Source organism: Bdellovibrio sp. HCB117 (assembly GCF_047305915.1).
Lineage (GTDB): Bacteria > Bdellovibrionota > Bdellovibrionia > Bdellovibrionales > Bdellovibrionaceae > Bdellovibrio > Bdellovibrio bacteriovorus_B.
Genome location: NZ_CP178622.1, coordinates 1,035,405 through 1,056,288, shown reverse-complemented (window position 1 = coordinate 1,056,288; position 20,884 = coordinate 1,035,405). Strand labels below are relative to the sequence as shown.

Below are 20,884 nucleotides of genomic sequence, written 5' to 3'. Positions count from 1 at the left end.
TTTTCCTAGCGAGCGTGTTCAACGCTTCTAGTTTCACGAACCACTGTCACCTTCACTGCACCCGCCTGTGGCATCTCGCGCTCAATTTTACGAGCGATATCACGAGACAACATCACAGCTTGGTCATCAGTCACTTTGCTGCTTTCTACAAGCACGCGAACGTCTTTACCGGCTTGCAAAGCCAAAGTTTTAAGAACGCCATCGAAGCTGTTACCGATGCTTTCAAGATCTTCCAAACGGTGGATGAAAGAATCCATTTGTGGACGACGTGCTCCTGGACGAGAGCTCGAAAGGATGAATGCCGCGTGCACAATCCAAGCAAGGATCGAGTGCGGCTTTTCTTCTTCATCATGCGCACGGATCGCGTGGCAGACGTCTTCAGATTCATTGTATTTTTTCGCGAAATCAGCACCGACGAATGCGTAACTGCCTTCCGCCGTATGATCAATGGCTTTACCGATGTTATGCAGAAGACCCGCACGACGTGCGATCTTCACGTTCACACCCATCTCACCAGCCAGAAGACCGGCAATGTTCGCCACTTCCAATGCTTGGTTCAAAGCGTTTTGACCTTGATAAGAACGGTATTTCAAACCACCGATGATCTTAATAAGTTCCGGGTGCATGTTTGGAATACCTAATTCCATTACATGGCGCTCGCCCTCTTCTTTGATGGACTTCATAAGCTCCGAGCGTTGTTTTTCAACGACCTCTTCGATACGTGCTGGATGCACACGACCGTCTTCCATCAGTTTTTCAATCGTACGACGAGCCAACTCACGGCGAACCGGATCGAAACCAGAAATAACCACGGCTTCCGGAGTGTCATCGACGATCAAGTCCACACCACAAAGTGCTTCCAGGGTACGAATGTTACGACCTTCACGACCGATGATCTTGCCCTTCATTTCATCATTCGGAAGAGCCAACACACTCACTGTGCGCTCGGATGTGTACTCAGAAGCGAAACGAGAAAGCGCTGTTGCCAAAATGCGTTTGGCTTTTTTGTCGGCTTCTTTGCTAGCTTCTTCCTCGATCTGCGCGATTTTTTTAGACGCTTCTTGTTTTGCTTCATCTTCAAGAGCGTTCAAAAGTTGGCGACGAGCTTCGTCTTGGCTCATTGCTGCCACAGACTCTAGCTTTTGTTTCAATTCGCCAATGTGTGTTTCGCCTTTTTTCTCTAAATCCTTGATACGGTTTTCAGAGATCGCGATTTTTTCTTCACGGTCTTTCAGCGTGTTCAGATAACGCTCGTTTTCTTCCATTTTACTTTTGAACTGATCGTCGATTTCTTTCAAGCGACGGTCCAATTGAGATTCTTTGTTTTTCAAAGTGGATTTTTGTTTGTGAATGTCGGCTTCGACATTTTTGCGGGCACGGGCTTCAAAGTCTTTGGCTTTGGTCTCTGAATCCTTTTTTATTTTCGCGGCTTCCGATTTTGCCTTGTTAACGATGCGCTCGGCTTCTACACGTGCTGACTTCTTTTTATTTTCGTCTTGAACACGTTTGATGATGAAAACAATGGCTCCACCCAACAACAACGCGACGATAGCGGTGATTACTAACTCCATGATCCTTTACTCCTGATACTTCCTGCAATCGACCACACCAGTCTCTGTGATCAAATAATCCATGATCACATCGTGGGCTTCGGTCGGGATCGGGTCTACTGTCACTTGAAAGTTAAAACAGACGCCCACTTTGATCCCCTGGTAAGCAGAAAGTGTTTTGTCATAAAAACCCTTTCCCTTTCCCAGACGATTGCCATTCTTATTAAAAACTAAACCGGGAATCAGCAGGCCTTGAATATCTTTGAGATCTCGTGCGGGCGAATCTGGAGCTGGCTCCAGGACACCGTAAGGTCCCAGCACAAACTTGTGTGCATCAAAGAATTCCAGATGACCTTCCCGCATCCGCGGAAAAGCCCACTTCAGGTGAGAGATACGAAAGACCTCTTCCACCTGTGCTTCTTCTGGCAGAGCTCTGTAAGCTCCCCACACCCCGCTTTGCGAATTTAAAAAATTCTGCAAAACAGAATTAAGCTGCTGCTGATTTTGAACAAGACCTTGCGCGAACTCTCGAGCGCAAAGAGATTTAAAGAAGGAACGACATTCCTTTTTAGAGCTCCAAGGAAACGACATGGACACTCCAAGAGATCAAAACAAAGTTAGTTGTTCAAAACCTTGTTGTTCTTGGAATTTTCTAGTTCAACGGAAAGTTGCATCGCTTTTTCTTCCAACTTTTCAAGTTCACGATGCGCTTTTCTTTTCAAAAGGATCAGTTCTTCTGCCAAGTTCATCGCTGTCAAAACAGCGGCGTTTTGGTAAGAACCGTTTTTAGTAACTGACATGGCCTGATTCATTTTAGTGTTTACAAATGTGACGAGCTCTTCGACTGTGGCGTCGTCATGAGAGGTTTTTAATTTGTAAGGGACACCCGCAATTAGAAAATTGTAGGTTTTTTTATCAGATGTCACTAGCACCTCAATAGCTGCAGAATCTTGTTAGTACCGATGTTCTAAACCTTTTAAATTTCTAGAAAAATCCTAGATCAACACAAGAAAAAGTATATCTCTATCGGTCCGATATTCAACAGATTATTTTTTGGAACAAGTGCAAATAATGCCTAAGTCTTTTTGCTTCTCGCAGCTCACAGAGCGCTTGTTGGGTTTATCGTGGAGTTCATACTCCTCCACTTCTTTGAAGTTGCGCTTATAAGTGGCAACAACTCCATTAAGCTTTGTGTCATTGTACGAATACTCATCAGATTTGATCGTCGCATTGAGCAAAAAGTTGTTGATGATGTCCTGTTTGGGGTTGATGCGCTGATTCGCCGTCAAACCTACATTGGTCACCACACCTTTTTCATCGACTTGCTGCAAAGTGAGTTCGGTATCCATTTTCTTCGCGCCAGAGAACTTGGTGCGCAAAATCAAGTTCATGGCCTGCTTCTCGGCATCCAGGTAATGAATCTTTCTTTGACGCAGTTGCGATTGTGAGGTCACGAATTTTTCGTCAGAGATGTCTTTTAGACGATTGAGATCGACTTTAAAGGAAAGCTGTTCATCCTGAAGCTCAGGAAAACAACGCATCAGATTTTCGTAGGAAACAGAAACGGGCTTAATACCTTGGGCCCACAAAACCTGAGGCCCAAGAGCAATAATAAAACTTACTACAAATCGCATTGAAACCTTTTTCCATTACATGGGTTCGCAGCTCTCCGCAGAAGAACGATCACAACCCTCAGCCGAATCGCTGGTGCAATAAGAGCGAGAATCTGTCTTCCAAGTACGCGCCGTTGAACAGTCTTCACCGTCTAGGCTAATGAAAGAACGAACCGCGTTCAATGAAAATCCAAAGTTTGAGGCATTCTGGGACAGTTGACCAGTTTTCACTGTCACCGCCGCCTGATTTTTTCCTTCTGCCTGGACCTTGTAAACACCCGGGAAAACAGCAACAAAATCACCTGCCGTGATCGGCGCAGAGACCAGATAACGAGGGTGTTTCGAAGCGATCACGTCGCCTGGAAATGTGACCCACATTTCTTGAAATGTGCCATCGTTTGCAAAGTTATAGAGGTCTCGCAAATCATTCGAAGTTTTTGCTGAATTCCATGCTTTACAGATCGCACGAGCGCTGCTCGCCACTTCACCATAGGCATCAATCTTCGGGCACACCTCGTAAGTGAAACGTTGAACGAAGTCACGCTCCCAAAGGCCCGCTAAATAAAGATCACCGAAATTGTCTTTATCCAAGCGGAAAAAGTGACGGTTCATCGTAAACATCGTGAGATAAATCTTCTTTTGTTCGACCAGTGAAGTGAAATCACGATACACACGGATTTTTGCGCCCTTCACTTGCGACGGAACATTGATACGTTCCAAATAGAGATTGGTCACTTGTCCCGCATTTACGGTCACAAGTTCTGGATAAATGGAGTTTTCAAAGCCAACAACATAAGTTCCGGGATTCAAAGCTTGCTGCTTATTCAAATCAAAAAATACCGCCGCATCACAAGCACCTCGTTGTCCAACCTGACAACGCACAGCTTTTACTTTTTGAAAGAGCTGCTGACTGCCCGCTTGACCATTCACCTGCATCGCACCCATAGATTGAGCTTGAGCCAGTCCTGCGAATAACAATGTCGAAACTGCGATCCACCACTTTTTCATAACTCTCTCCTCTTAGAACAGCTCATCGCCAGAACGTTTGTTGGAAATAGCTTTACTAACGCGTGTGTCCTGTCCGTAGACATCGTCGATAAAGCGCATTGAACCGTCTTCACCTTTTTCAACCGTCAGGTACATGAAGTAAACGGGCATCGGCTTTTTCAAAGTCACTTTCTTGTCGATCTCGCCTGGGATGTAATTGTCGTTCAACGGTACATAGTTTTGGATGTCATAAAGACTCCAGCCAGGTTGATCTTGCAGAAGGTACGCCGCCAGCTCTAACGGTTGCTCTAAACGCACACAACCCGAGCTGCGATGACGTTTGCTTTCCGCGAAAAGATTTTTTTCGTTCGTATCATGCATGTAAATAGCCCAAGGATTTTGCAATGGGAATTTCACAACACCCAACGCATTCTCCGGTCCCGGTAATTGACGGATGTAATAGACGAAATTACGAGCCGTCATGTTTTTCCAGTCGATCGTTGAAGGATCCACTTCTTCGTCGGTCGCCTCTTCGATCAGAATCATATTGTGCTTTTGCAAATAATTGCGGTCCTGCTTCAGCAATGGCAGTTTGTCGCGAATGGCGATACTGCGGGGAACCGTCCAATAAGGATTTAAGTTCACGAAAGTGATTTGGTCCCGCATCGAAGGCGTGCGACGGAAGGCTTGGCCATTCACGGTGTTAAAATAAAAGACTCTTCCTGTATCATCAAAAAGACGGAACTCTGCTGTCGCCAAGTTGACAAAGATATGGCGCGTTTCCAAGTTTTTAGGCAGCCAACGAAGCTTTTCCATATTCGCTTCCACTTGCGCTATTCTTTGCGATGGTGTGAAGTTCAACGCTCTTAATACTTCCGAGCGCGTCCCGATAATCCCATCCGAAGTTAAACCGTTCGCCGCTTGAAACTTTCTAAGAACTGTATCAAATTCGCTATCGAATGTGTTGCCACCATTATTGGAGATAGAATACCCCAATTGATTTAAACGCGCGCGCAATTGGCTGATCACTGGATCAGTGACACCCAGCTTTAAGGCAAAGCCCGGTGAATTGATCGTCGCCCACCCACCACTGTTTTTCTGCGTTTTCAAAGCCGATAAAATCGAAAGCAAATCTTTATAGCGAGGATGTGTGGGCGCGAAGTTTTCTAAGTTCGCCGCCAAAGAAGCCGGTCCATAAGAGATCGCCGCATTCAATTCTTGAAACTCTGTGAACTCTTTTTTCTTAAATTTAATGTCTGTATCAATAAGTTCAGGATCAAAACGACCTGTTGAAAGATGAGTCACGTAACGAACCAAAGCCTCGGAGGCCAAAAGCTCAAACGTAATCCACTGCACGCCAGGATTTTTCATCGTCGCTTGATAACCTTTTTCGATTTGCGCATCCCAATAGTCAGCGGGATTCAAACCGTGTCGGTCGGCGCTCAAAAGAATATTTTTTAAAGTGTTTACCATCGCATTAGGCGTTCCCGTAGAGTCGACCCAAATAGATTGATAACCACGTAAAGAATAAAGTTTATCTAAACGATCTGTGCGAAGAAGAAAGCTTCCCCATTTAGGATTGATAATTGGATTGGTACGAGCGCGGGTTACTTGATCTTGAATATAAGCCGTCTGGCTTTGCGCCCACGTCAATTGCGGTGCAATGGCGATTAGACTCATGCCCAAAACAAAAGACTTCGGAAGTATTCTCATCATCTTCATATAAACCCTCTTCGATAAAGCCTTACTTACAAGTAAGATGCCAGATCGAAGAAGGTTCTGGGGACGTGTGGAACGCATAAATTTTTGACAGCACCCCTAAAGCGTCACCGATGTCTCAATATGAGACGAAGGATATTTAGCGGCCATAAGTTAAAAACCGTACCACATCCACGTCAGGCGGAGCCGCGATTCCAGCACCGGGTTTAGGGCCATCCAATTCTTCCAATGAATAATCCATGCGTGCATCATAGCGGCGTTCCCACTGATAGCGAAGCCATCTTTCACGGCTGTACCACTCTCTTTTCACGGGTGTATCTAGGCAACTGGCGAGTTCTTGGGGGCTGGCAGCGCCCCAGCGAAGCTCGACACAGTGATATGGGTCAAAACTTAAATCAAAAAGACGATGTCGTGCGACTTCTAAATTCAGAGGAATCTGTGTTCCAGCTGAGTTTGCATAAGAGAACTGACAAGCTCCCGCCTCTCGATAATAAACTTGAAGCATATCTGCGGGAAGATTTGTTCCCGAATAAACTATCATCGGGTCGCCACTTCTTTGCCTTGCAATCAGCTGCTTTGTTTGCAGAAGTAAATCCATAAACGCCACCTTTAAGCGTGCATCACGCGCGGGCGTTGCATAAGTTTCCCATTCTCCGTCGGTGCCGTAGATATTCTGGGGAAGACGTTCCGGGTGCTCCTTCATATCAATGCCCGCTTTGATCGCGGTGGCAACCGCGGTCACTCGATCCTTCAGTGTTGTGCAGATATCGACAAGGTTCTGTTGCATGTCGACCAGAGGATCAATTTTTAGATCACCACGCGCCATCACTAACCGGAGATAGTCGTAATAAGGAAAGGCCATTCCGTGAAATAAAAACTGCCCTTTCTGCCAATCACCCGCGGGATCCGGCTGATTTCCATAAAACTGCTCAACACTAAAAAGAGGCAAGGAGCTATTCGGTGCGCCGACGATTCTGCCACCAATATATTCACCACTTGAATTTAACTTAGCATCAACAAGCGCGAGGGGCCTGAAATTTTTAAACCCGGCCCCCTGAAACGGAGTGCTTCGTACAAACTTGGGCGTGTACATGCCTGAAGTCAAAGTGTTGTCCGGATGCGAATCGATATAATAAATACGGCCATCATCACTGACACGATAAATGATGGCGACATGTCCGTTGGGATCGTAGATCACCGTCCCGGGACGAATGCTATCCCGGCCTAATTTGACAGGATAAAAATCTGTGAAGAGACCGCGGTCCTCCGTACCCATGACTCGGAAAGAGGCTGTGTAGGTTTTATCGATGATCGCCTCATTTAATACATCCACCGCATTAATACCGCGCCATCTTCCAGCGACAATGTCATAACGTGACTTTACGTAGTTGCCAAATTTGGTGTAGCGAACATCTTTTTTATCATTTGGTTCCCGCGGAGCCATGTCATCCTGAACGGACATCGGTAAACCGTTTTTCCAAGCGAAATAAGCGCGCAAATAGTAAGGCAGATCGGCACAATCTGCGAAGAGTTTCAACTCTTCAGGGTCGGTGCCGGCATAGGGATTTGCTAGCGGATTTTTTAAGCAGGAATCGACGGTTCCACACTCACGTCGATTCACAGCAGCCCCTATATAGGAAATGAATTCTCCGAATCTTTCTTCATCTTGCGTCGTCCAGTATGGTTTGGTGATCCTCCACTTTGTATCGTATTGGGCATAAGCAGTGCCTGAACATATTAATAGAAGAAGTAAGAATATCTTGGTCATGAAGCCTCCCTGCGTGCCCACTTTGGGCACTGTGCAAAAAACATCGACGCTGATTTTAAGCACATTAAAAAATACCGGAGGCCTAGAGCCTGTCACGCTTCTTGCTAAAACTGTTTGAGTCAATGACAAAGGTTTAATTGAAAAGTGTACGGAGGACGTATCATGACAAAATCCACGACTCGCAGATTGTGCTCAGCAGTTTTAAGCGTGTTAATTGCCACTTCGCCGATGATCAGTCAGGCGCAAGCATTAACAGAGCAAACTCAGTCTGCCAATGCCGCCGCAGTTGGAATTGAAAAATCCAAACTCAGAGTGGGTCAACGTTACTTCATTTCCGCTGACAGCCTGAATGTCCGCAGTAGCAATGCGACATCTGGCAACAATATCGTCGGCAAACTTTCCATTAATGATGAAGTGGAAATTTATGATCTATTAAATGAAGCAACACCTTTGGTGCAAATCAAGATCATCAAGTCGGCCTCTGTTAAAGCAGATATCGCTCCCGAACTTTTTGTTTCTAAAGACTATCTTTCAGAAAAGCAGTTGCTAACAGCCGCCTCCAAATATTTTGTTATTCAAAACGTAGCAACGGAAATCACGCGTGTTTACGAGCGCTGCACGGAAACTCCGAACTGCCCGCACAAACTTGTAATGGAAACAGAGATGGTCGTCGGCCGTCCTGAAGAAGGAACAAAAGAAGATCCCCATGCTTTTAAAACCTGGCTAGGACATTCACGCATCTCTGAATGGATTAAATTCTATCAAGACGGTATGGCTCACTATCCTCACTGGTATCGTGCTGGTCAGGACTTAAAAACAATTCCAAAACCCATCACCGATGGCGTTTCTAAAATCGTCAATTCACGCAAGTGGATGGTAGACGATGCTCGTGGCGAAAAAACCATCTATGGTGCTTTCGGTTGGTATGCAGCAAAGGTGACTCCGGCAGATGAAACAAATGGTATGAACTACCAATGGATGCATGGAACTATTGGTTGGGGTAAAGACGGTTCTGAAACTATCGAGTTGACTCGTGGATTCTTCATGAACTTATTCTCAAACCCTGGCTCTTCTGGTTGTACTCGTCTTGAAAACCGTGCGATTGCCTACCTGCGCAGCTTGTTGCCAGTGGGTACGGACATCTATCGTGTTTATGCTCGTGAGTCGACTCGTGAAAAAGAAATCGTATCTGGCTTCTTTAAAAAGAAGGTCACTCCGCTTTCACGTTACGCTGATAAGTATGAAAGACCAGGCAATTGGGATTACATCTTGTTGACGAATGGCGCTCAACAAAGCGGCGGTTTGACTGCGGACGCAAAAACGATCATCGAAAAAGCTATTCAGGTTATTCCTGACCACAACTTGATTGAAGCAGGTCAATACGCAATTGACCAATACCCGAACGCAATGGGCTTGAACTACGGTCGTGGTGCAGCTTCTGGTAAGAGTGGTGACCGCTACAGAATCGACTCTGGTAAAAAAGAGGACGCTTACAAAACAAACTTCCGTGGTTACTTCCTAGTGGACGAAGGTCGTTTTGTAGATTACGCTCACCCTGATTCTCGTCTTACAAAAGGCGTGATCAAAGTTAGTGGTCTTGCTGATTTTAGAACGACAGTTCCAGAGTTCTTAGCAACAACTGGAGCACACAATCCTCCAGAGATCCAATACCAAGCTGAACAGGACAACGGAGGACCTAGAGGGAACTAATGAATTATCCTGCCAGTGTATGTATGGTTGGCGCATCGGGGCTCGTGGGACACGAGCTCCTTGTGCTTTTAGGGCTTCTTGATGAAATCTCTTCTGTGAAAGCGGTCACTCGCTCGCCTCTGGGTCGGCTTCCTGCCGGTATCGAAAACATTCTTTTAGATTTTAATAAATTGAAAGATTATGACTCGGTTTTAAAAGCCGATATCTTTGTCTGCTGCTTGGGAAGCACGATCAAAAAAGCCGGCAGCCAAGAGGCTTTTCGCAAAGTGGATCACGATTACGTCGTTGAATTCGCGAAGGTCGCAGAAAGAGTCGGAGCGCAGAAGTTCTTAGTCGTTTCTGCCATGGGCGCGGATGCAAATTCGTCGGTTTTTTACAATCGCGTGAAAGGCGAAATGGAAAATGATCTGCGTAAGCTTAAAATTCCGCAGACCGAGGTGTTCAGACCCTCATTGATTTTAGGTGATCGAAAAGAGCATCGTGCGGGAGAAGACATCGCGCAAAAATTAAGTCCTTACCTGAATCCACTTTTGGTCGGACCGCTGAAAAAATACCGCGCGATCAAAGCCAGCGATATTGCCAAGGCCATGGCGATTGCCATTTTGAATTTTCATCCGGGATTTCATGTCTACCCGTCAAATAAAATTCAGGATATCGCTGACCAAAAATAAACGGTCAGCGATCTTGCCTTTAAATTACTGAAAAAGAGAATCGACGAATTCTTGTGAAGAGAAAGTGCGAAGATCTTGGATTCTTTCACCGACACCAATGAGTTTAATTGGAATTTGCAACTCTTGGGCAAGTCCCACCGCCACGCCACCTTTTGCAGTGCCATCCATCTTGGTTAAAACCGCGCCTGTTAAAGTCAGAGCATTGTGGAATTCTTTGGCTTGCATCAAGGCGTTTTGACCCGAATTTGCGTCAAGCACGATCAAGGTTTCGTGAGGAGCTTCCGGGATGACTTTTGCCATCACACGCTTCATTTTCTTAATCTCTTCCATCAAGTTGGCTTGTGTATGCAGTCTCCCCGCCGTATCGACGATCACGACATCATAGTTCTGCGCTTTTCCTTTTGCGACAGCATCAAAAGCCACCGCACTTGGATCTGTCACACCTTCAGGAGAGAAGATTTCAACTTGCGCACGATCAGTCCAAACTTTTAATTGTCCCCCAGCCGCCGCGCGGAACGTATCACCAGCTGCCACCAAAACTTTTTTACCTTGGCTAGCAAGCTGAGAGGAAATTTTTCCAATAGAAGTCGTTTTTCCGGCGCCATTCACACCTACGATCATCAGGACTGTCGGCCCGTGTGCTGCAAACTGGATTTTAGAAAGAATGCCTTGCTCTGGAGTTGAAGAATGAGAACCGGCAAAAATATTTTTGATCTCTTCTTTTAATGCCGAGCGAACCGTGTCGTAATCGGCACGCTCTTTCTTCGAAAGCTTTTCTTCCAAAGCGGCCATCAATCTTTGCACGGTCGTTGGACCCAAATCGCTCGTGTAAAGAATCTCTTCAATTTCATCTAAATGGGCACTTCCGGAATCACTTTTAAATAGATTACGAATACGGCCGAAAAGGTTTTCTTCTGTTTTCTTTAAAGCTTCTTTAAGATCGACCGCAGGTGCTTCAATATCAGAGACAATTTGACCCGTGGAATCCACGTGCGCTAAGACCGCTTCTTTTTCTTCTGCGGGCTCGGCCGTTGTTGGCATTTCACGTTTTGCCTCATGAGGAAGTTGTTGCGAAGGCTGGCGCGTGCGGCGCAAGTAGCTTAGGATGATGACACCAAAGATAACAAAAAGAAGAAGTCCTACGACGTAAAACAGAATTTCGATTTGTTGAGCATGTCCGGCTGACATCATAAAACCTCCAACAGCGTGCGTCACAGATAGTCCTAAAACCATCTTATTTAGCGCACTTTCGCCTTAGAGACTAGATGAATCTAAAAGCTAGGCCGCGTCTTTCGGTTGCGGCCCAGCTTTAAAAGGACTTGAAACTTAGAAACCTGCTACATTTCCAACTTTACGGTCACCGTCTTCCAAAGGAAGTACGTTTTCCATTTCCGCTTTGCGTTTCACCATAGCGGCCTTCATTGGAGTTTTAAACGCTAAAGGCGCTTTCGCATGTGTTGCAGAAGCTGCACGTTGAGCGGTGCCCACACCTTGAACGAGCGTACGAAGATCCACCACAAGGTCAGCCAAAGCCACCGCTTGCGCCGACATTTCTTCAGAAGAAGCAGCCACTTCTTCAGAGGACGCTGCGTTTCCTTGAGTTGCTTGATCTAATTGATTCATCGCTTTTGAAATTTGCTCTAAACCACTGGCCTGTTCCTGGCTCGCCACAGAGATTTCATTATTAAGATCCGCGACTTTCTTCACGGAGTTTACGATGTCTTTAAGAACCGATCCGCTTTGACTAGCCACGCGAGCGCCGTTTTCACTTTTCGCGACATTTTCTTGAATCAACGTCGTAATGTCTTTTGCGGCCACGGCACTTCGCTGCGCCAGATTTCTGACGGCCTCGGCCACCACAGCAAAACCTTTACCTTGCTCTCCCGCACGAGCCGCTTCCACGGCTGCATTCAGCGCCAGAAGATTTGTCTGGAAGGCGATGTCATCAATAACGGTGATGATTTCTTCGATCTGTTTAGAGCCTTTGGCGATTTCTTCCATCGCGCCAATCAATTTCGTGATTTCACTTTCCCCATGTTCCGCCGAGTCTTTCGACTTCTGTGACAACGCATTGGCTTCTTTTGCATGATCCGCATTTAGTTTTACCATGCTGGAAAGTTCTTCGATCGAGGCCACTGTTTCTTCCAGCGATGCTGCCGCTTCCGAGGAACCTGATGACAACTGCTGACTGGCCGCTGACAGCTGAGTACCTGAAGCCGAAGTTTGGTCTGCGGAATTTGAAATTTCACCACTGATACGAGTCAATGATTTGGCCAAAGATGTCGCGAAAATATAACCGACGGACGTCGCCGCCAAAAATCCGACAGCGATAATAATAACGACAAACGTTTCACCGCGTGATGTGGCTTCAGCAGCCTTGATCTTGGCCTGTTTTACGGCTTCCTCGTGGAAAACGAGAAGTTCTGATAAGGCATCGTCGTGAGAGCGACGCAATTGTGGAATTTCTTCATCCAGGATTTTATCAACTAAAGCCTGATCACCTTTAAGGGCGGCTTCCATCAACTTTTCGCCGCCTTCAACGAACTTTTTCCAGCCCGCATCGACCTTCGCGAAGATGGCTTCTTCATTCGGCAGGAAAGGAACCTCTAAATACTTTTTCGTCAATTCGTCATTGCGAACGATGGATTCTTTGAATTCCTCGTGCCACTTGGAAACCTCTTGCGGGTTTTTCGCCAAGGACGCGCGTAAGATCGTACGATTTAATTCTTGGGCACGATAACGAATGCGACCAATGCTGTTCACATTAGGCAAATTTTGGTTGGCAATCACGCTATAAACGCCAACAACAGTGCGATTGGATTGCCACCCAATACCGCCGACCAATAATAACAACATCGAAATTCCGACAAAAGCCAATATCATCTTGGCTTTCAAGCTAAAGCGCGCAAACATACTTCATCCCCTGCATGTGTTTGATTGTTTTCCGAAGACGGTCAAAGTTCACCTAGTGGTGTTTTTATACCGTAAACATGCTGGGGTTATCGGAGTGTTCCTCAAGTTCTAAAGAGGCTAATTAAAAATTTACTCAAAAAATTCTGAGATCTCGACCCTAAATGCTAAGGAGAGTTTATGAAGTGTGTAGAGACTCGGCGAGTGATTCCCCGCCTCCAACCTTTGATAGTTGCGGAGATCGAAGCCGAAATCCTCCATGTTTCGCTGGGATAGGCCCTTATTCTTGCGGATCCTTTTTATATTCACCGCAATTCGAACCATCAGCTTCTCATATTTTGTCTCTATGGATGCCACCTAATCAAGTTTATATATACGGTATAATTCTACCAGTGGTGTTCTTATACCGTCATTGGTCGAGTCATGTTTCTGCCAAAACACATGTTGATAGAAGGATCCCACAAAACTAGCCTTTGTTTTTTCATTGCGCTTCCCGATTTTTAGGAAGCAATAATAGTACGGCAGGTAAGTAAAAATGGATCAACCAATGCGCCCTTTCCGCGACGAAGTCAAAGACATCATTCTTTCGATCTTAAGAACCATGCTCACGAACGAAGACGATGTAAACGTCACATATACAGCGGGAAGCAGAACCACTGTTTATAAGGTGGAGTGTCATCCGGATGACTATGGAGTGCTGTTAGGAAAAAATGGCCGCAATATTGAGGGGCTGCGCCGAGTAACAATGGCAATGACCACACGTTTTGGTAGCCGCGGTGTTATTGAGCTTCCAGACATTCCAAAAGATGAATCTTTTAACGATTAGTGCTGCGCCATGCGACGACGCTGAACTTCTTCTTTATAGAAGTTGCGTTCAAAACGACGGAAGGATTCCACACGCACTTCTGAACCAAGAATATCCTTCATGCGCACCAAGCTGTCTTTTTCTAGCTGACGCATTTTTTCGATACCTTCTTTAATAAAGTCCGGATGAATTTTTGCGCGCTTATCATTTAGCTCTTTCACCAGGGCATTCGCAGTCGAAATCACCTGGATGGATTTATCTTCATCTACACGCCAGGTCTTTAACAAATATTGAGCAGCCGACTTATAAAACTTCTGCTGAAATTGTTCGTCGGTGTAAATTTCCGGAAAATTTCTCGTATAAATAACCGCGTCTGTGTATGAATCCTTCACTTCTTCCGCTTGCGGAGGATTGAACTTACGTTTTTCCAAATCCTCTTGTCGTTTTTTCGCTTCTTGAGCCACAAGACTTTGCATCGGTGCTTGATCTGAAGAAACTTTTTCGACCACAACCTGGCTTACGAAGTACACCAACGCCCCCATGGCAAGCCCCACGGACGCCCAGCGAACTTTCTCTGACTTACGTTTCTTCATCAAATCAACCGGTTTAGATGAAGATGCGGTCGTTGATTGGGCCAGCGAGGCCACTTTGCCTTCGATGGCTTCTTTGATGTGGTTTTCGACGGATTGAGAGATATTACGCCATTGTGATGGCTCCATAAGCATTACAATCTCTTTTTCAACGGCCGCGTGGATTTCTTTAATTAAAGAAGATTTTTTCTGAATCACGTCGGTCAGAAGATCTTGTTCCATTCTTTGAAGGCGTTTCGACATCTCTAGGCGCATTTCTTCAAGACGCTCTTCTTCCGTTTTTACCATCTGCGATTTTTCTTTTTCTAGTTTTTCATTCAGGAAGATCTTCTGCGCGTCGTATTCCTTAAACAAGTGGGCTTTTTTAGCTTCGATGTCACGGACATCCATGCTGAGATGAGCCTGCTTTTCTTGAAGGTTTTTGATGGATTCTTCAAGCTTCGTGTTTTGTTGGGTGAACATCTCTTGCGCTAAACGAAGCTCTTTGAGCTTTGAGTCCTCCAAAGTCAGAAGCTCTTTCACGCGAGTTTCTTCTTTTAATAGAAGCTCTTTAATGCGCTGATCTTCTTTACTGACGATTTCTTTTAGCCGCGCGTCTTCGGTTTCGCGCAAGTTCGTTAATCGCGCTGTTTCACTTTCAAGCAAATTCTTAAGACGCAGTTCTTCACTGTCGTGCAGTTCTTTTAAACGCAAAGCTTCGCTCTTCAAAAGAGCTTCAGCGCGTTCTTCTTCCAGTTGATTCTTTTCTATCAGCTCGGCGTTGCGCTGATCCGTTTCTGTCAACGTAGACTGCGCTGACCGGAGCTTTTCTTCCGTTTCTTGCAGGTTTTTAGCAAGAACTTCCAAGGCTTCTTTATCTAAACGCAATTTTTCCTGCGCTTCTGCCGTTTGCAGTTGAGAAAATTCCAATATGCGTTGCGCCTCTTCACGGGCCCCACGCAGCATGCTGTCCGCTTCGGTCTGCGCTGCTAAGCGACCACTTTCTAAAGCTTCGCTTTTCATTTTCTCTGCCGCGAGCGTCGCTTCCGAGACTATGTCTTCAGAATCGACCTTCGCTTTGTCTTTTAAAGACTGCACGTACATATCAACTTCTTCTCGCAGCTCTTGAGCCATTTTTCGAGCTTCGGTCAGCAGTTGACGTCCTTGAGATTGGAAATCAGAAAGAATGGCATCCGCTTCTTTATGAGCCTCCGCCATGCGCGTTTGATAAAAGTATTCTGCCTGAGATTGGGCTTCACGCGCCTTTTGATAAATGGCTTGAACCCTTTTTTCGGCTTGGGTTTCGCCTTCTAAAATAATCTGCGCGGCTTTGCGTTTTGCTTCATGCAGGATTTTTTCCGCTTGGAAATGCGGAGTATTTGGTGGCGGCATTGCCACTGTATCCGGAAGAACCGGTTCCTCTTCGGGAACAGGCTCTTCCTGAGGCAGTGGCTCTTCCACTTCATCCGTCTTAAGATCAAAAGTCAGAACGTACTCCGAGCGGCCCAGTTGGACCTTATCAGTCACAACGACATTGACAGGTGTGCCTTGCACAATCTTCGTTCCGTTAATAAACGTCCCATTGGACGAATTTTTATCTTCGATCCAAATCTGGTTCCAACGACGATTGACGACAAGATGCACACGGCTGATGTGATTATCGTTTAAAGCGATATCACAATCGACAGAACGGCCGATGGTGAACGAGTCTTTGTTCACCTCTCGGCTGAGCACCTGATCCTTCCTTTGGATTGTGACAGTAAACTTATTCAATTACGCACCTCGGGCAATGGCTGCCTTTCCTATCTCTTTATTCAAAGCATCCTCGGCCAAAGCTTCAACGGCATCACGATGTTCATCAAAAGGTCTTTCGTGTTCTGGGTAGTTGTTGTTGTCACTGCGGTACCACAACAAATCCAAAGCACTTTCAAAACGGTCGACCATCGACACATAAGATCTTTCCGGAGAAAGAATCACGTTCGTCACGTGCGATAAAAGCGAGAAGATAATACCCACGATGGACGTCTTCATCGCAAATGAGATTTCATGAAGGAAGCGGTCCATGATATTCTTCGTACTTTCTAGATCCTGAAGATTCATAGTTCCCAACTCTTGAAGACCGCCGGCAATACCAATGAAGGTACCTAAAATACCACCGACAACGAAAAGACCTGGTAAGATAGAAATCAAGTCATTCAGTCCTACCATCGGGATCACACCAAACACACGATTGAAACAAGGATTATGTTGCAAAGTCGCCTTTGTGATATTCAAGAGCTTAGGATTTCCCTCGCTCCACTTTAAGAACTTCAATTGTTTAAGAATGTCTTTCACCAACCAAGCACAGCCTTGGCGGACCAAAAACACACGGTCACTTGTTGCCATAATGGAATCCGGCTTACGGCGTTTCATACGATCACGGATTTCAAAGACTTCATAATAAGTTCTTTCCAAAAGTTTTTTCGAAAGAACATAGAAAGAAACATTCTGCGCTTTACCTGGCACTTCGCCTTCGATAAAACGATTCACGCGTTTTTCGAATTCTTTGGCAAACCACTCATGACGGCGAACCGTGTAATAGATCATGGCTCTGAAGAAGAAGCCAACCATGAACACCGCGCCCATCGCGTAAGGTAGAAATATAATAAAATATTCTGCTAAAGCTTTTGAAGTCACAACCCACCCCTATTTCTTTTGATCCATGCTAAAACGAATAATCACACGCTGCGCTTTTTTGCAGTCATTCTGCTTACAGAATTCGGCTGCTGAAGCGACATTTCTATTTTGCACCTTCATCACTTCCAAGAAACTTCGACCAGAGACTTTCATCAAGCCCAGAAGTTCTTTTTGGTGATCAAAGGACACATTCTGTTGATCCAACATGTAACTAAAAATGGAATTCGCACGACGATAACTCAAGTCCATGTTGTACTTGATCGCCGCTTTGTCTTCAGGCTTGCTACTTTGCGGATCGATAAAACGTCCTTGATAAGTAGGCGACGCAAAACCGATCACTTCGACGGCTGAAATTTTGTCTGAAACTCGCGGATTGCCAAAAAGAGATTTCGAATAAATTGGCATCGCTTTTTCAAGGACACCTTTCATCTCGGCTTTCAAGCGGTCGGAGTCGCTATCAAAGTACGCTTGACCGAAATCCAAAACCACATCGCCGGTTTGCATGTCGATATCAGCTTTTACACCGGCTTTAGCAAAACCTCTTTGAATTTCTCCGGCCACCATTTTTCGCGCTTCGATTTCGGCTTTGGCTTTAGCTAATTGCCCTTGAGTATCAGATAACTGACCTTGAAGTGCGGCTGCTCTTTGCGCTCCGGCCAATCGCTCGGCCTGAGCACGAGCTTCCGCCGCAGCCACCCCAGCTTGCAAACGCGCCTTTTCGTTGGCAAATCCTGCCGCGAGACCAGCTTTTTCATTCGCAAAGCCTGCCTGCATCGCTGCCATACGCGCTTGCGCTTGGGCTTTTGTTTCAGCCAACTGACCGCTCAAGCCCACGACTTCGCCTTCTTTCTTCGCCAACAATCCTTGAGTTTTTGCAAGCTCTCCTTGAGCTTGTCCTAACTGAGTTGTCGCTTCTTGAAGCTGAGATTGATATTGAGCATTGACTTGCGAAAGTTGCTGAACTTTTTGTTGGCTTTCCGCACGAGCCTGCGCCATTTTTTGCTCGAATAAGTTCTTCGTGATCTTGTTCAGTTTATAAGCGGCACGAAGGTCGTTCACACGCTTTTGCAACACAGCTTGAGTCTGGCGGATTTTAAGTTCGCCCTGAGCAATAAGCTGCTTCTTTTCTTGAATATCCTGATTAAGGTCAGCGATTTCTGTTTCTTGAGTTTCGATTTCCACGTCTTGTTCTTTAATAAGGTCATCACGGTTGATGATCTTAGATTTTGCCATTTTATTGGCGTTAAGAACGTTGCGCACCATTTGCTGGTACTTATTAAGAGCTTTGACTTTCTTTTCATTTTCCAAAGCTTCTTGCACTAAGCGGTCTTTCTCCGACTTAGCATCTTCTTGCAAGAGAGTGAGCTTATCCATAAGCTCCTGATACTCTTGCGCTTCGTCCTTCGTGGCCTGGTTTGCCAGATAGTCATTCTTGACTGATTCATACATCTTCAATTGATGCTCCAGCTCTTCCACTTTCATGGAAAGCTTTTGATTTTCAATTTGATTTCGCAATCCTTCGGTTCCCGTACGTAAACTTGCCGTTACGTAAAGCAACAGAAAGATCGTGCTTAAACCCAAGAACAAGTCCGAATACGACGTCCAGAAACTGTCTTGCGAATTATGGTCTTTATTCTTGTTATAATTAAAAGACATACAGACGCACCCCACCTGCAACCAAGGATAACAGGGGTTTACAGAAGTCCTATGCCTCAAAAACAGAATCTTGTGTTTTTGTTTTCTTAGAAATGTCGAACAGTTAAACATGTCCCGGGTGTCGAGACACGATTCCAAATAATTATGAAAACTTTTTTTTCAGCCTCTGTTGAGATTCTGTCAAAGGAAGTTTCACAAGTTTTATGTTACCTAAAACCCACGCTGTTTTTGCCAATACTTAAAACGTGTTTTCTAATTTGGCGTTTTTTCTTTTTTCTTATAGGGACAGTGACGGCAGCCTGAGTTGCAACAGTGACCGCGACGTTTGTGAAAAAGTTCGGTGAAAACCAGATAGCCAGTTTCAGGATCTATATAGCTGTCTTTCCCTTCCTCGCAGGCTTTGCGATGAAGTTCGTCGGTTTTCTTAATTTCCATTTTTTAGTTTCGCGTAAATAAGAGTGTCGCGTCTTTGCCCGTTTTCGATACAGTGTTTGCGCAACCGTCCTTCCAACATATATCCACAACGAAGGGCCACGGACGCAGAGCGCGCATTCGCACCCGAGCAACGAATTTCAATGCGAAAAAAACCTTCGTCAAAAAGGACGTTTTCCAAGGCTCTTACGGCTTCACTAATATAGCCTTGGCCTTCGTACCCACCCACGATCCAATAACCCAGTTCGCAGCGGTTGTGCTCCCAGGCAATGGTGTGAACACCGACATTTCCAAGATAGATATCGCCGTCATTAAGAAAGACGCCGTAATCGAACATCTTAAAGTCGGCCCACTGCTTGTGAGTCATCTCGATGTATTCGCGCTCGTCGTGAATACCTTTTGTCCAAGCCACCCAGGGAAGAAATTTTCCTAAGCGCTCACGATCTTCATCCACACGACGAAACATTTCGGTCGCAAGCTCAATACGGTGCTTTTTCAGAGTCACACGCGAGGCCGCGATCGTTTCGGGGAGATGATGAGGAGTCACAACAACCTCTTTAATTGTTATTTGATTTTTCCGCAAAGATCAGAAAGGCGAATTCCTGACAGATACTCCATGGAGTTCTTTTCAATCCCGTTGGCCACTTCATCCATGAGTTTTCCCATGTTGCAGCTGACAAGGCATTGTTTCATTGGCTCTTTATCTGGTGTTGCGATCAATTTTTTATCGCAAACCGCGGTGTAGATTTCCTTCAAGGAAATTTCTTTGGGTGATTTTAAGATTTTGACTCCGCCTGATTTTCCTTTGAAGGATTCCAAAAGGCCCGCGTCGACAAGACGAGAAACCAAGCGACGAATCACTGTTGGATTCGTGCGAATGCTGTTGGCTAACTGATCTGACGTCAGCAACTCGCCCTTGTGATAAGCAAGGACCGTCATGATATGAACTGAGACAGAAAATCTTTGATCGACCATAATGAGATCTTACCTCAATCCCTAAAAATAAACAATCTTAAGGACTTAGGGCCCTAAATCAATTTAAGCGGTTTATAGGACTTTTAAATGTGCGTTTTACTGTTGCATTTAAACTCAGATCCCATTATATTGTGCTCATGTCTGTTACATTTATGCAGATCATGGAGAATATATGACTCATACAAGTATTAAAGAAGCTCTAGACTGGCGTTATGCAACAAAGCGCTACGACGCTACAAAAAAGATCTCAGAAAAAGATTGGGAAGTATTAAAGGACTCTTTGCAACTCGCTCCTTCTTCTTACGGAATTCAGCCGTGGAAGTTCTTAGTCATTGAAAATCCTGCTCTGCGTGAAAAATTAAAGACTGTTTCTTGGAATCAAACCCAAGTGACTGATGCCAGCCACTATGTCGTCTTCTTATATAAAGAAGAAATGGACGAGGCTTTCATACAAAAATATATCGATCGTATTTCTGAAGTTCGCTCTATCCCCCACTCCTCCCTGGATGGCTTCAAAAGTATGATGATTGAAAATTTAGTTAAAGCTCCAGATGAAAAAATTCGTGTATGGTCGCAACGTCAAGCTTACATTGCCATGGGCTTCTTATTAGAAACTGCGGCGATGTTAAAGATTGATGCGACTCCGATGGAGGGCTTTGATCCTGCTGCCTACGACGAAATCTTAGGTTTGCAAGGAACAGGCTGGAAATCCGTTGCTACAGTTGCTTTGGGATATAGACATCCTGAAGACTCATTTCAAAATCTCAAAAAAGTCCGCTTCGCAGAAGACTCGATTATTCAGTACGTGAAGTAGATCCCGCCGCAAAAACCCCAGTGTTCATC

The 20,884-nt window shown here is 45.3% G+C and carries 20 protein-coding genes; 4 read left to right on the top strand and 16 right to left on the bottom strand.

What is annotated here, in order from left to right; all coding sequences use genetic code 11:
• Nucleotides 1-5: 5 nt before the first annotated feature.
• The 7 genes from rny to ACLWBD_RS05060 form a co-directional block, all read right to left on the bottom strand.
• Nucleotides 6-1,571, bottom strand: coding sequence for a ribonuclease Y (gene rny, locus ACLWBD_RS05090; RefSeq protein WP_413569843.1), 1,566 nt, complete (start codon nucleotides 1,569-1,571; stop codon nucleotides 6-8).
• 6 nt (nucleotides 1,572-1,577) lie between these two features.
• A complete protein-coding gene (locus ACLWBD_RS05085; RefSeq protein WP_413569841.1) occupies nucleotides 1,578-2,141 on the bottom strand; it encodes a 5-formyltetrahydrofolate cyclo-ligase in 564 nt (187 codons plus the stop codon).
• 26 nt (nucleotides 2,142-2,167) lie between these two features.
• Entirely contained in the window at nucleotides 2,168-2,476 is a 309-nt protein-coding gene (locus ACLWBD_RS05080) for a cell division protein ZapA (RefSeq protein ID WP_063209078.1), read from the bottom strand.
• Between the two features lie 120 nt (nucleotides 2,477-2,596).
• Nucleotides 2,597-3,184 (bottom strand): hypothetical protein, encoded by a 588-nt coding sequence (locus ACLWBD_RS05075; RefSeq protein ID WP_413569839.1) that lies wholly within the window; start codon nucleotides 3,182-3,184, stop codon nucleotides 2,597-2,599.
• Between the two features lie 15 nt (nucleotides 3,185-3,199).
• Nucleotides 3,200-4,171, bottom strand: coding sequence for a hypothetical protein (locus ACLWBD_RS05070; RefSeq protein WP_413569838.1), 972 nt, complete (start codon nucleotides 4,169-4,171; stop codon nucleotides 3,200-3,202).
• 12 nt (nucleotides 4,172-4,183) lie between these two features.
• Nucleotides 4,184-5,872 (bottom strand): L,D-transpeptidase family protein, encoded by a 1,689-nt coding sequence (locus ACLWBD_RS05065; protein WP_413569835.1) that lies wholly within the window; start codon nucleotides 5,870-5,872, stop codon nucleotides 4,184-4,186.
• Nucleotides 5,873-6,008: 136 nt separating this feature from the next.
• Nucleotides 6,009-7,637, bottom strand: a complete 1,629-nt coding sequence (locus tag ACLWBD_RS05060; protein ID WP_413569834.1) for a hypothetical protein — start codon at nucleotides 7,635-7,637, stop codon at nucleotides 6,009-6,011.
• Nucleotides 7,638-7,799: 162 nt separating this feature from the next.
• Here ACLWBD_RS05060 and ACLWBD_RS05055 point away from each other — a divergent pair, with 162 nt between their 5' ends.
• A complete protein-coding gene (locus ACLWBD_RS05055; RefSeq protein ID WP_413569832.1) occupies nucleotides 7,800-9,347 on the top strand; it encodes a L,D-transpeptidase in 1,548 nt (515 codons plus the stop codon).
• Complete coding sequence (locus tag ACLWBD_RS05050) at nucleotides 9,347-10,018, top strand: NAD(P)H-binding protein (RefSeq protein ID WP_413569830.1); 672 nt, start codon at nucleotides 9,347-9,349, stop codon at nucleotides 10,016-10,018. Before ACLWBD_RS05055 ends, ACLWBD_RS05050 begins: the two co-directional genes overlap by 1 nt.
• A gap of 24 nt (nucleotides 10,019-10,042) precedes the next feature.
• Here ACLWBD_RS05050 and ftsY read toward each other — a convergent pair whose 3' ends face one another.
• The 3 genes from ftsY to ACLWBD_RS05035 all read right to left on the bottom strand — a co-directional run bounded on the left by ftsY (nucleotide 10,043) and on the right by ACLWBD_RS05035 (nucleotide 13,252).
• Nucleotides 10,043-11,209: a signal recognition particle-docking protein FtsY gene (gene ftsY, locus ACLWBD_RS05045; protein WP_063209069.1), complete on the bottom strand. Its 1,167-nt coding sequence runs from the start codon at nucleotides 11,207-11,209 to the stop codon at nucleotides 10,043-10,045.
• 135 nt (nucleotides 11,210-11,344) lie between these two features.
• Nucleotides 11,345-12,931: a methyl-accepting chemotaxis protein gene (locus ACLWBD_RS05040; protein ID WP_413569828.1), complete on the bottom strand. Its 1,587-nt coding sequence runs from the start codon at nucleotides 12,929-12,931 to the stop codon at nucleotides 11,345-11,347.
• A gap of 129 nt (nucleotides 12,932-13,060) precedes the next feature.
• Nucleotides 13,061-13,252 carry a helix-turn-helix domain-containing protein gene (locus ACLWBD_RS05035; RefSeq protein WP_063209065.1) on the bottom strand — a complete coding sequence of 64 codons (192 nt, stop codon included), beginning with the start codon at nucleotides 13,250-13,252 and terminating at the stop codon, nucleotides 13,061-13,063.
• Between the two features lie 211 nt (nucleotides 13,253-13,463).
• Here ACLWBD_RS05035 and ACLWBD_RS05030 point away from each other — a divergent pair, with 211 nt between their 5' ends.
• Nucleotides 13,464-13,754 carry a KH domain-containing protein gene (locus ACLWBD_RS05030; protein WP_063209063.1) on the top strand — a complete coding sequence of 97 codons (291 nt, stop codon included), beginning with the start codon at nucleotides 13,464-13,466 and terminating at the stop codon, nucleotides 13,752-13,754.
• On the opposite strand, the gene ACLWBD_RS05025 is transcribed toward ACLWBD_RS05030, so the two are convergent.
• The 6 genes from ACLWBD_RS05025 to ACLWBD_RS05000 all read right to left on the bottom strand — a co-directional run bounded on the left by ACLWBD_RS05025 (nucleotide 13,751) and on the right by ACLWBD_RS05000 (nucleotide 20,041).
• Nucleotides 13,751-16,036: an FHA domain-containing protein gene (locus tag ACLWBD_RS05025; protein ID WP_413569826.1), complete on the bottom strand. Its 2,286-nt coding sequence runs from the start codon at nucleotides 16,034-16,036 to the stop codon at nucleotides 13,751-13,753. The two genes, ACLWBD_RS05030 and ACLWBD_RS05025, sit on opposite strands and share 4 nt — an antisense overlap.
• A gap of 39 nt (nucleotides 16,037-16,075) precedes the next feature.
• Nucleotides 16,076-16,978, bottom strand: a complete 903-nt coding sequence (locus ACLWBD_RS05020) for a hypothetical protein (RefSeq protein ID WP_253696905.1) — start codon at nucleotides 16,976-16,978, stop codon at nucleotides 16,076-16,078.
• Between the two features lie 9 nt (nucleotides 16,979-16,987).
• Nucleotides 16,988-18,634: a microtubule-binding protein gene (locus ACLWBD_RS05015; RefSeq protein ID WP_063209059.1), complete on the bottom strand. Its 1,647-nt coding sequence runs from the start codon at nucleotides 18,632-18,634 to the stop codon at nucleotides 16,988-16,990.
• A gap of 252 nt (nucleotides 18,635-18,886) precedes the next feature.
• Complete coding sequence (locus ACLWBD_RS05010; RefSeq protein WP_413569823.1) at nucleotides 18,887-19,069, bottom strand: DUF5522 domain-containing protein; 183 nt, start codon at nucleotides 19,067-19,069, stop codon at nucleotides 18,887-18,889.
• Complete coding sequence (locus ACLWBD_RS05005; protein WP_063209055.1) at nucleotides 19,059-19,613, bottom strand: GNAT family N-acetyltransferase; 555 nt, start codon at nucleotides 19,611-19,613, stop codon at nucleotides 19,059-19,061. The genes ACLWBD_RS05010 and ACLWBD_RS05005 overlap by 11 nt, the downstream gene beginning before the upstream one ends.
• Nucleotides 19,614-19,630: 17 nt before the next feature.
• Complete coding sequence (locus ACLWBD_RS05000; protein WP_063209053.1) at nucleotides 19,631-20,041, bottom strand: RrF2 family transcriptional regulator; 411 nt, start codon at nucleotides 20,039-20,041, stop codon at nucleotides 19,631-19,633.
• A gap of 172 nt (nucleotides 20,042-20,213) precedes the next feature.
• Between ACLWBD_RS05000 and ACLWBD_RS04995 the strand changes: the two genes are divergently transcribed.
• Entirely contained in the window at nucleotides 20,214-20,855 is a 642-nt protein-coding gene (locus ACLWBD_RS04995; protein WP_063209051.1) for an NAD(P)H-dependent oxidoreductase, read from the top strand.
• The last annotated feature ends 29 nt before the right edge of the window (nucleotides 20,856-20,884 follow it).

Coding starts and splice junctions, on each gene's coding strand:
- rny (WP_413569843.1), bottom strand. CDS start 1,571: ATGGAGTTAGTAATCACCGCTATCGTCGCGTTGTTGTTGGGTGGAGCC.
- ACLWBD_RS05085 (WP_413569841.1), bottom strand. CDS start 2,141: ATGTCGTTTCCTTGGAGCTCTAAAAAGGAATGTCGTTCCTTCTTTAAA.
- ACLWBD_RS05075 (WP_413569839.1), bottom strand. CDS start 3,184: ATGCGATTTGTAGTAAGTTTTATTATTGCTCTTGGGCCTCAGGTTTTG.
- ACLWBD_RS05070 (WP_413569838.1), bottom strand. CDS start 4,171: ATGAAAAAGTGGTGGATCGCAGTTTCGACATTGTTATTCGCAGGACTG.
- ACLWBD_RS05065 (WP_413569835.1), bottom strand. CDS start 5,872: ATGAAGATGATGAGAATACTTCCGAAGTCTTTTGTTTTGGGCATGAGT.
- ACLWBD_RS05060 (WP_413569834.1), bottom strand. CDS start 7,637: ATGACCAAGATATTCTTACTTCTTCTATTAATATGTTCAGGCACTGCT.
- ACLWBD_RS05055 (WP_413569832.1), top strand. CDS start 7,800: ATGACAAAATCCACGACTCGCAGATTGTGCTCAGCAGTTTTAAGCGTG.
- ACLWBD_RS05050 (WP_413569830.1), top strand. CDS start 9,347: ATGAATTATCCTGCCAGTGTATGTATGGTTGGCGCATCGGGGCTCGTG.
- ftsY (WP_063209069.1), bottom strand. CDS start 11,209: ATGATGTCAGCCGGACATGCTCAACAAATCGAAATTCTGTTTTACGTC.
- ACLWBD_RS05040 (WP_413569828.1), bottom strand. CDS start 12,931: ATGTTTGCGCGCTTTAGCTTGAAAGCCAAGATGATATTGGCTTTTGTC.
- ACLWBD_RS05035 (WP_063209065.1), bottom strand. CDS start 13,252: ATGGTTCGAATTGCGGTGAATATAAAAAGGATCCGCAAGAATAAGGGC.
- ACLWBD_RS05030 (WP_063209063.1), top strand. CDS start 13,464: ATGGATCAACCAATGCGCCCTTTCCGCGACGAAGTCAAAGACATCATT.
- ACLWBD_RS05015 (WP_063209059.1), bottom strand. CDS start 18,634: ATGTCTTTTAATTATAACAAGAATAAAGACCATAATTCGCAAGACAGT.
- ACLWBD_RS05010 (WP_413569823.1), bottom strand. CDS start 19,069: ATGGAAATTAAGAAAACCGACGAACTTCATCGCAAAGCCTGCGAGGAA.
- ACLWBD_RS05000 (WP_063209053.1), bottom strand. CDS start 20,041: ATGGTCGATCAAAGATTTTCTGTCTCAGTTCATATCATGACGGTCCTT.
- ACLWBD_RS04995 (WP_063209051.1), top strand. CDS start 20,214: ATGACTCATACAAGTATTAAAGAAGCTCTAGACTGGCGTTATGCAACA.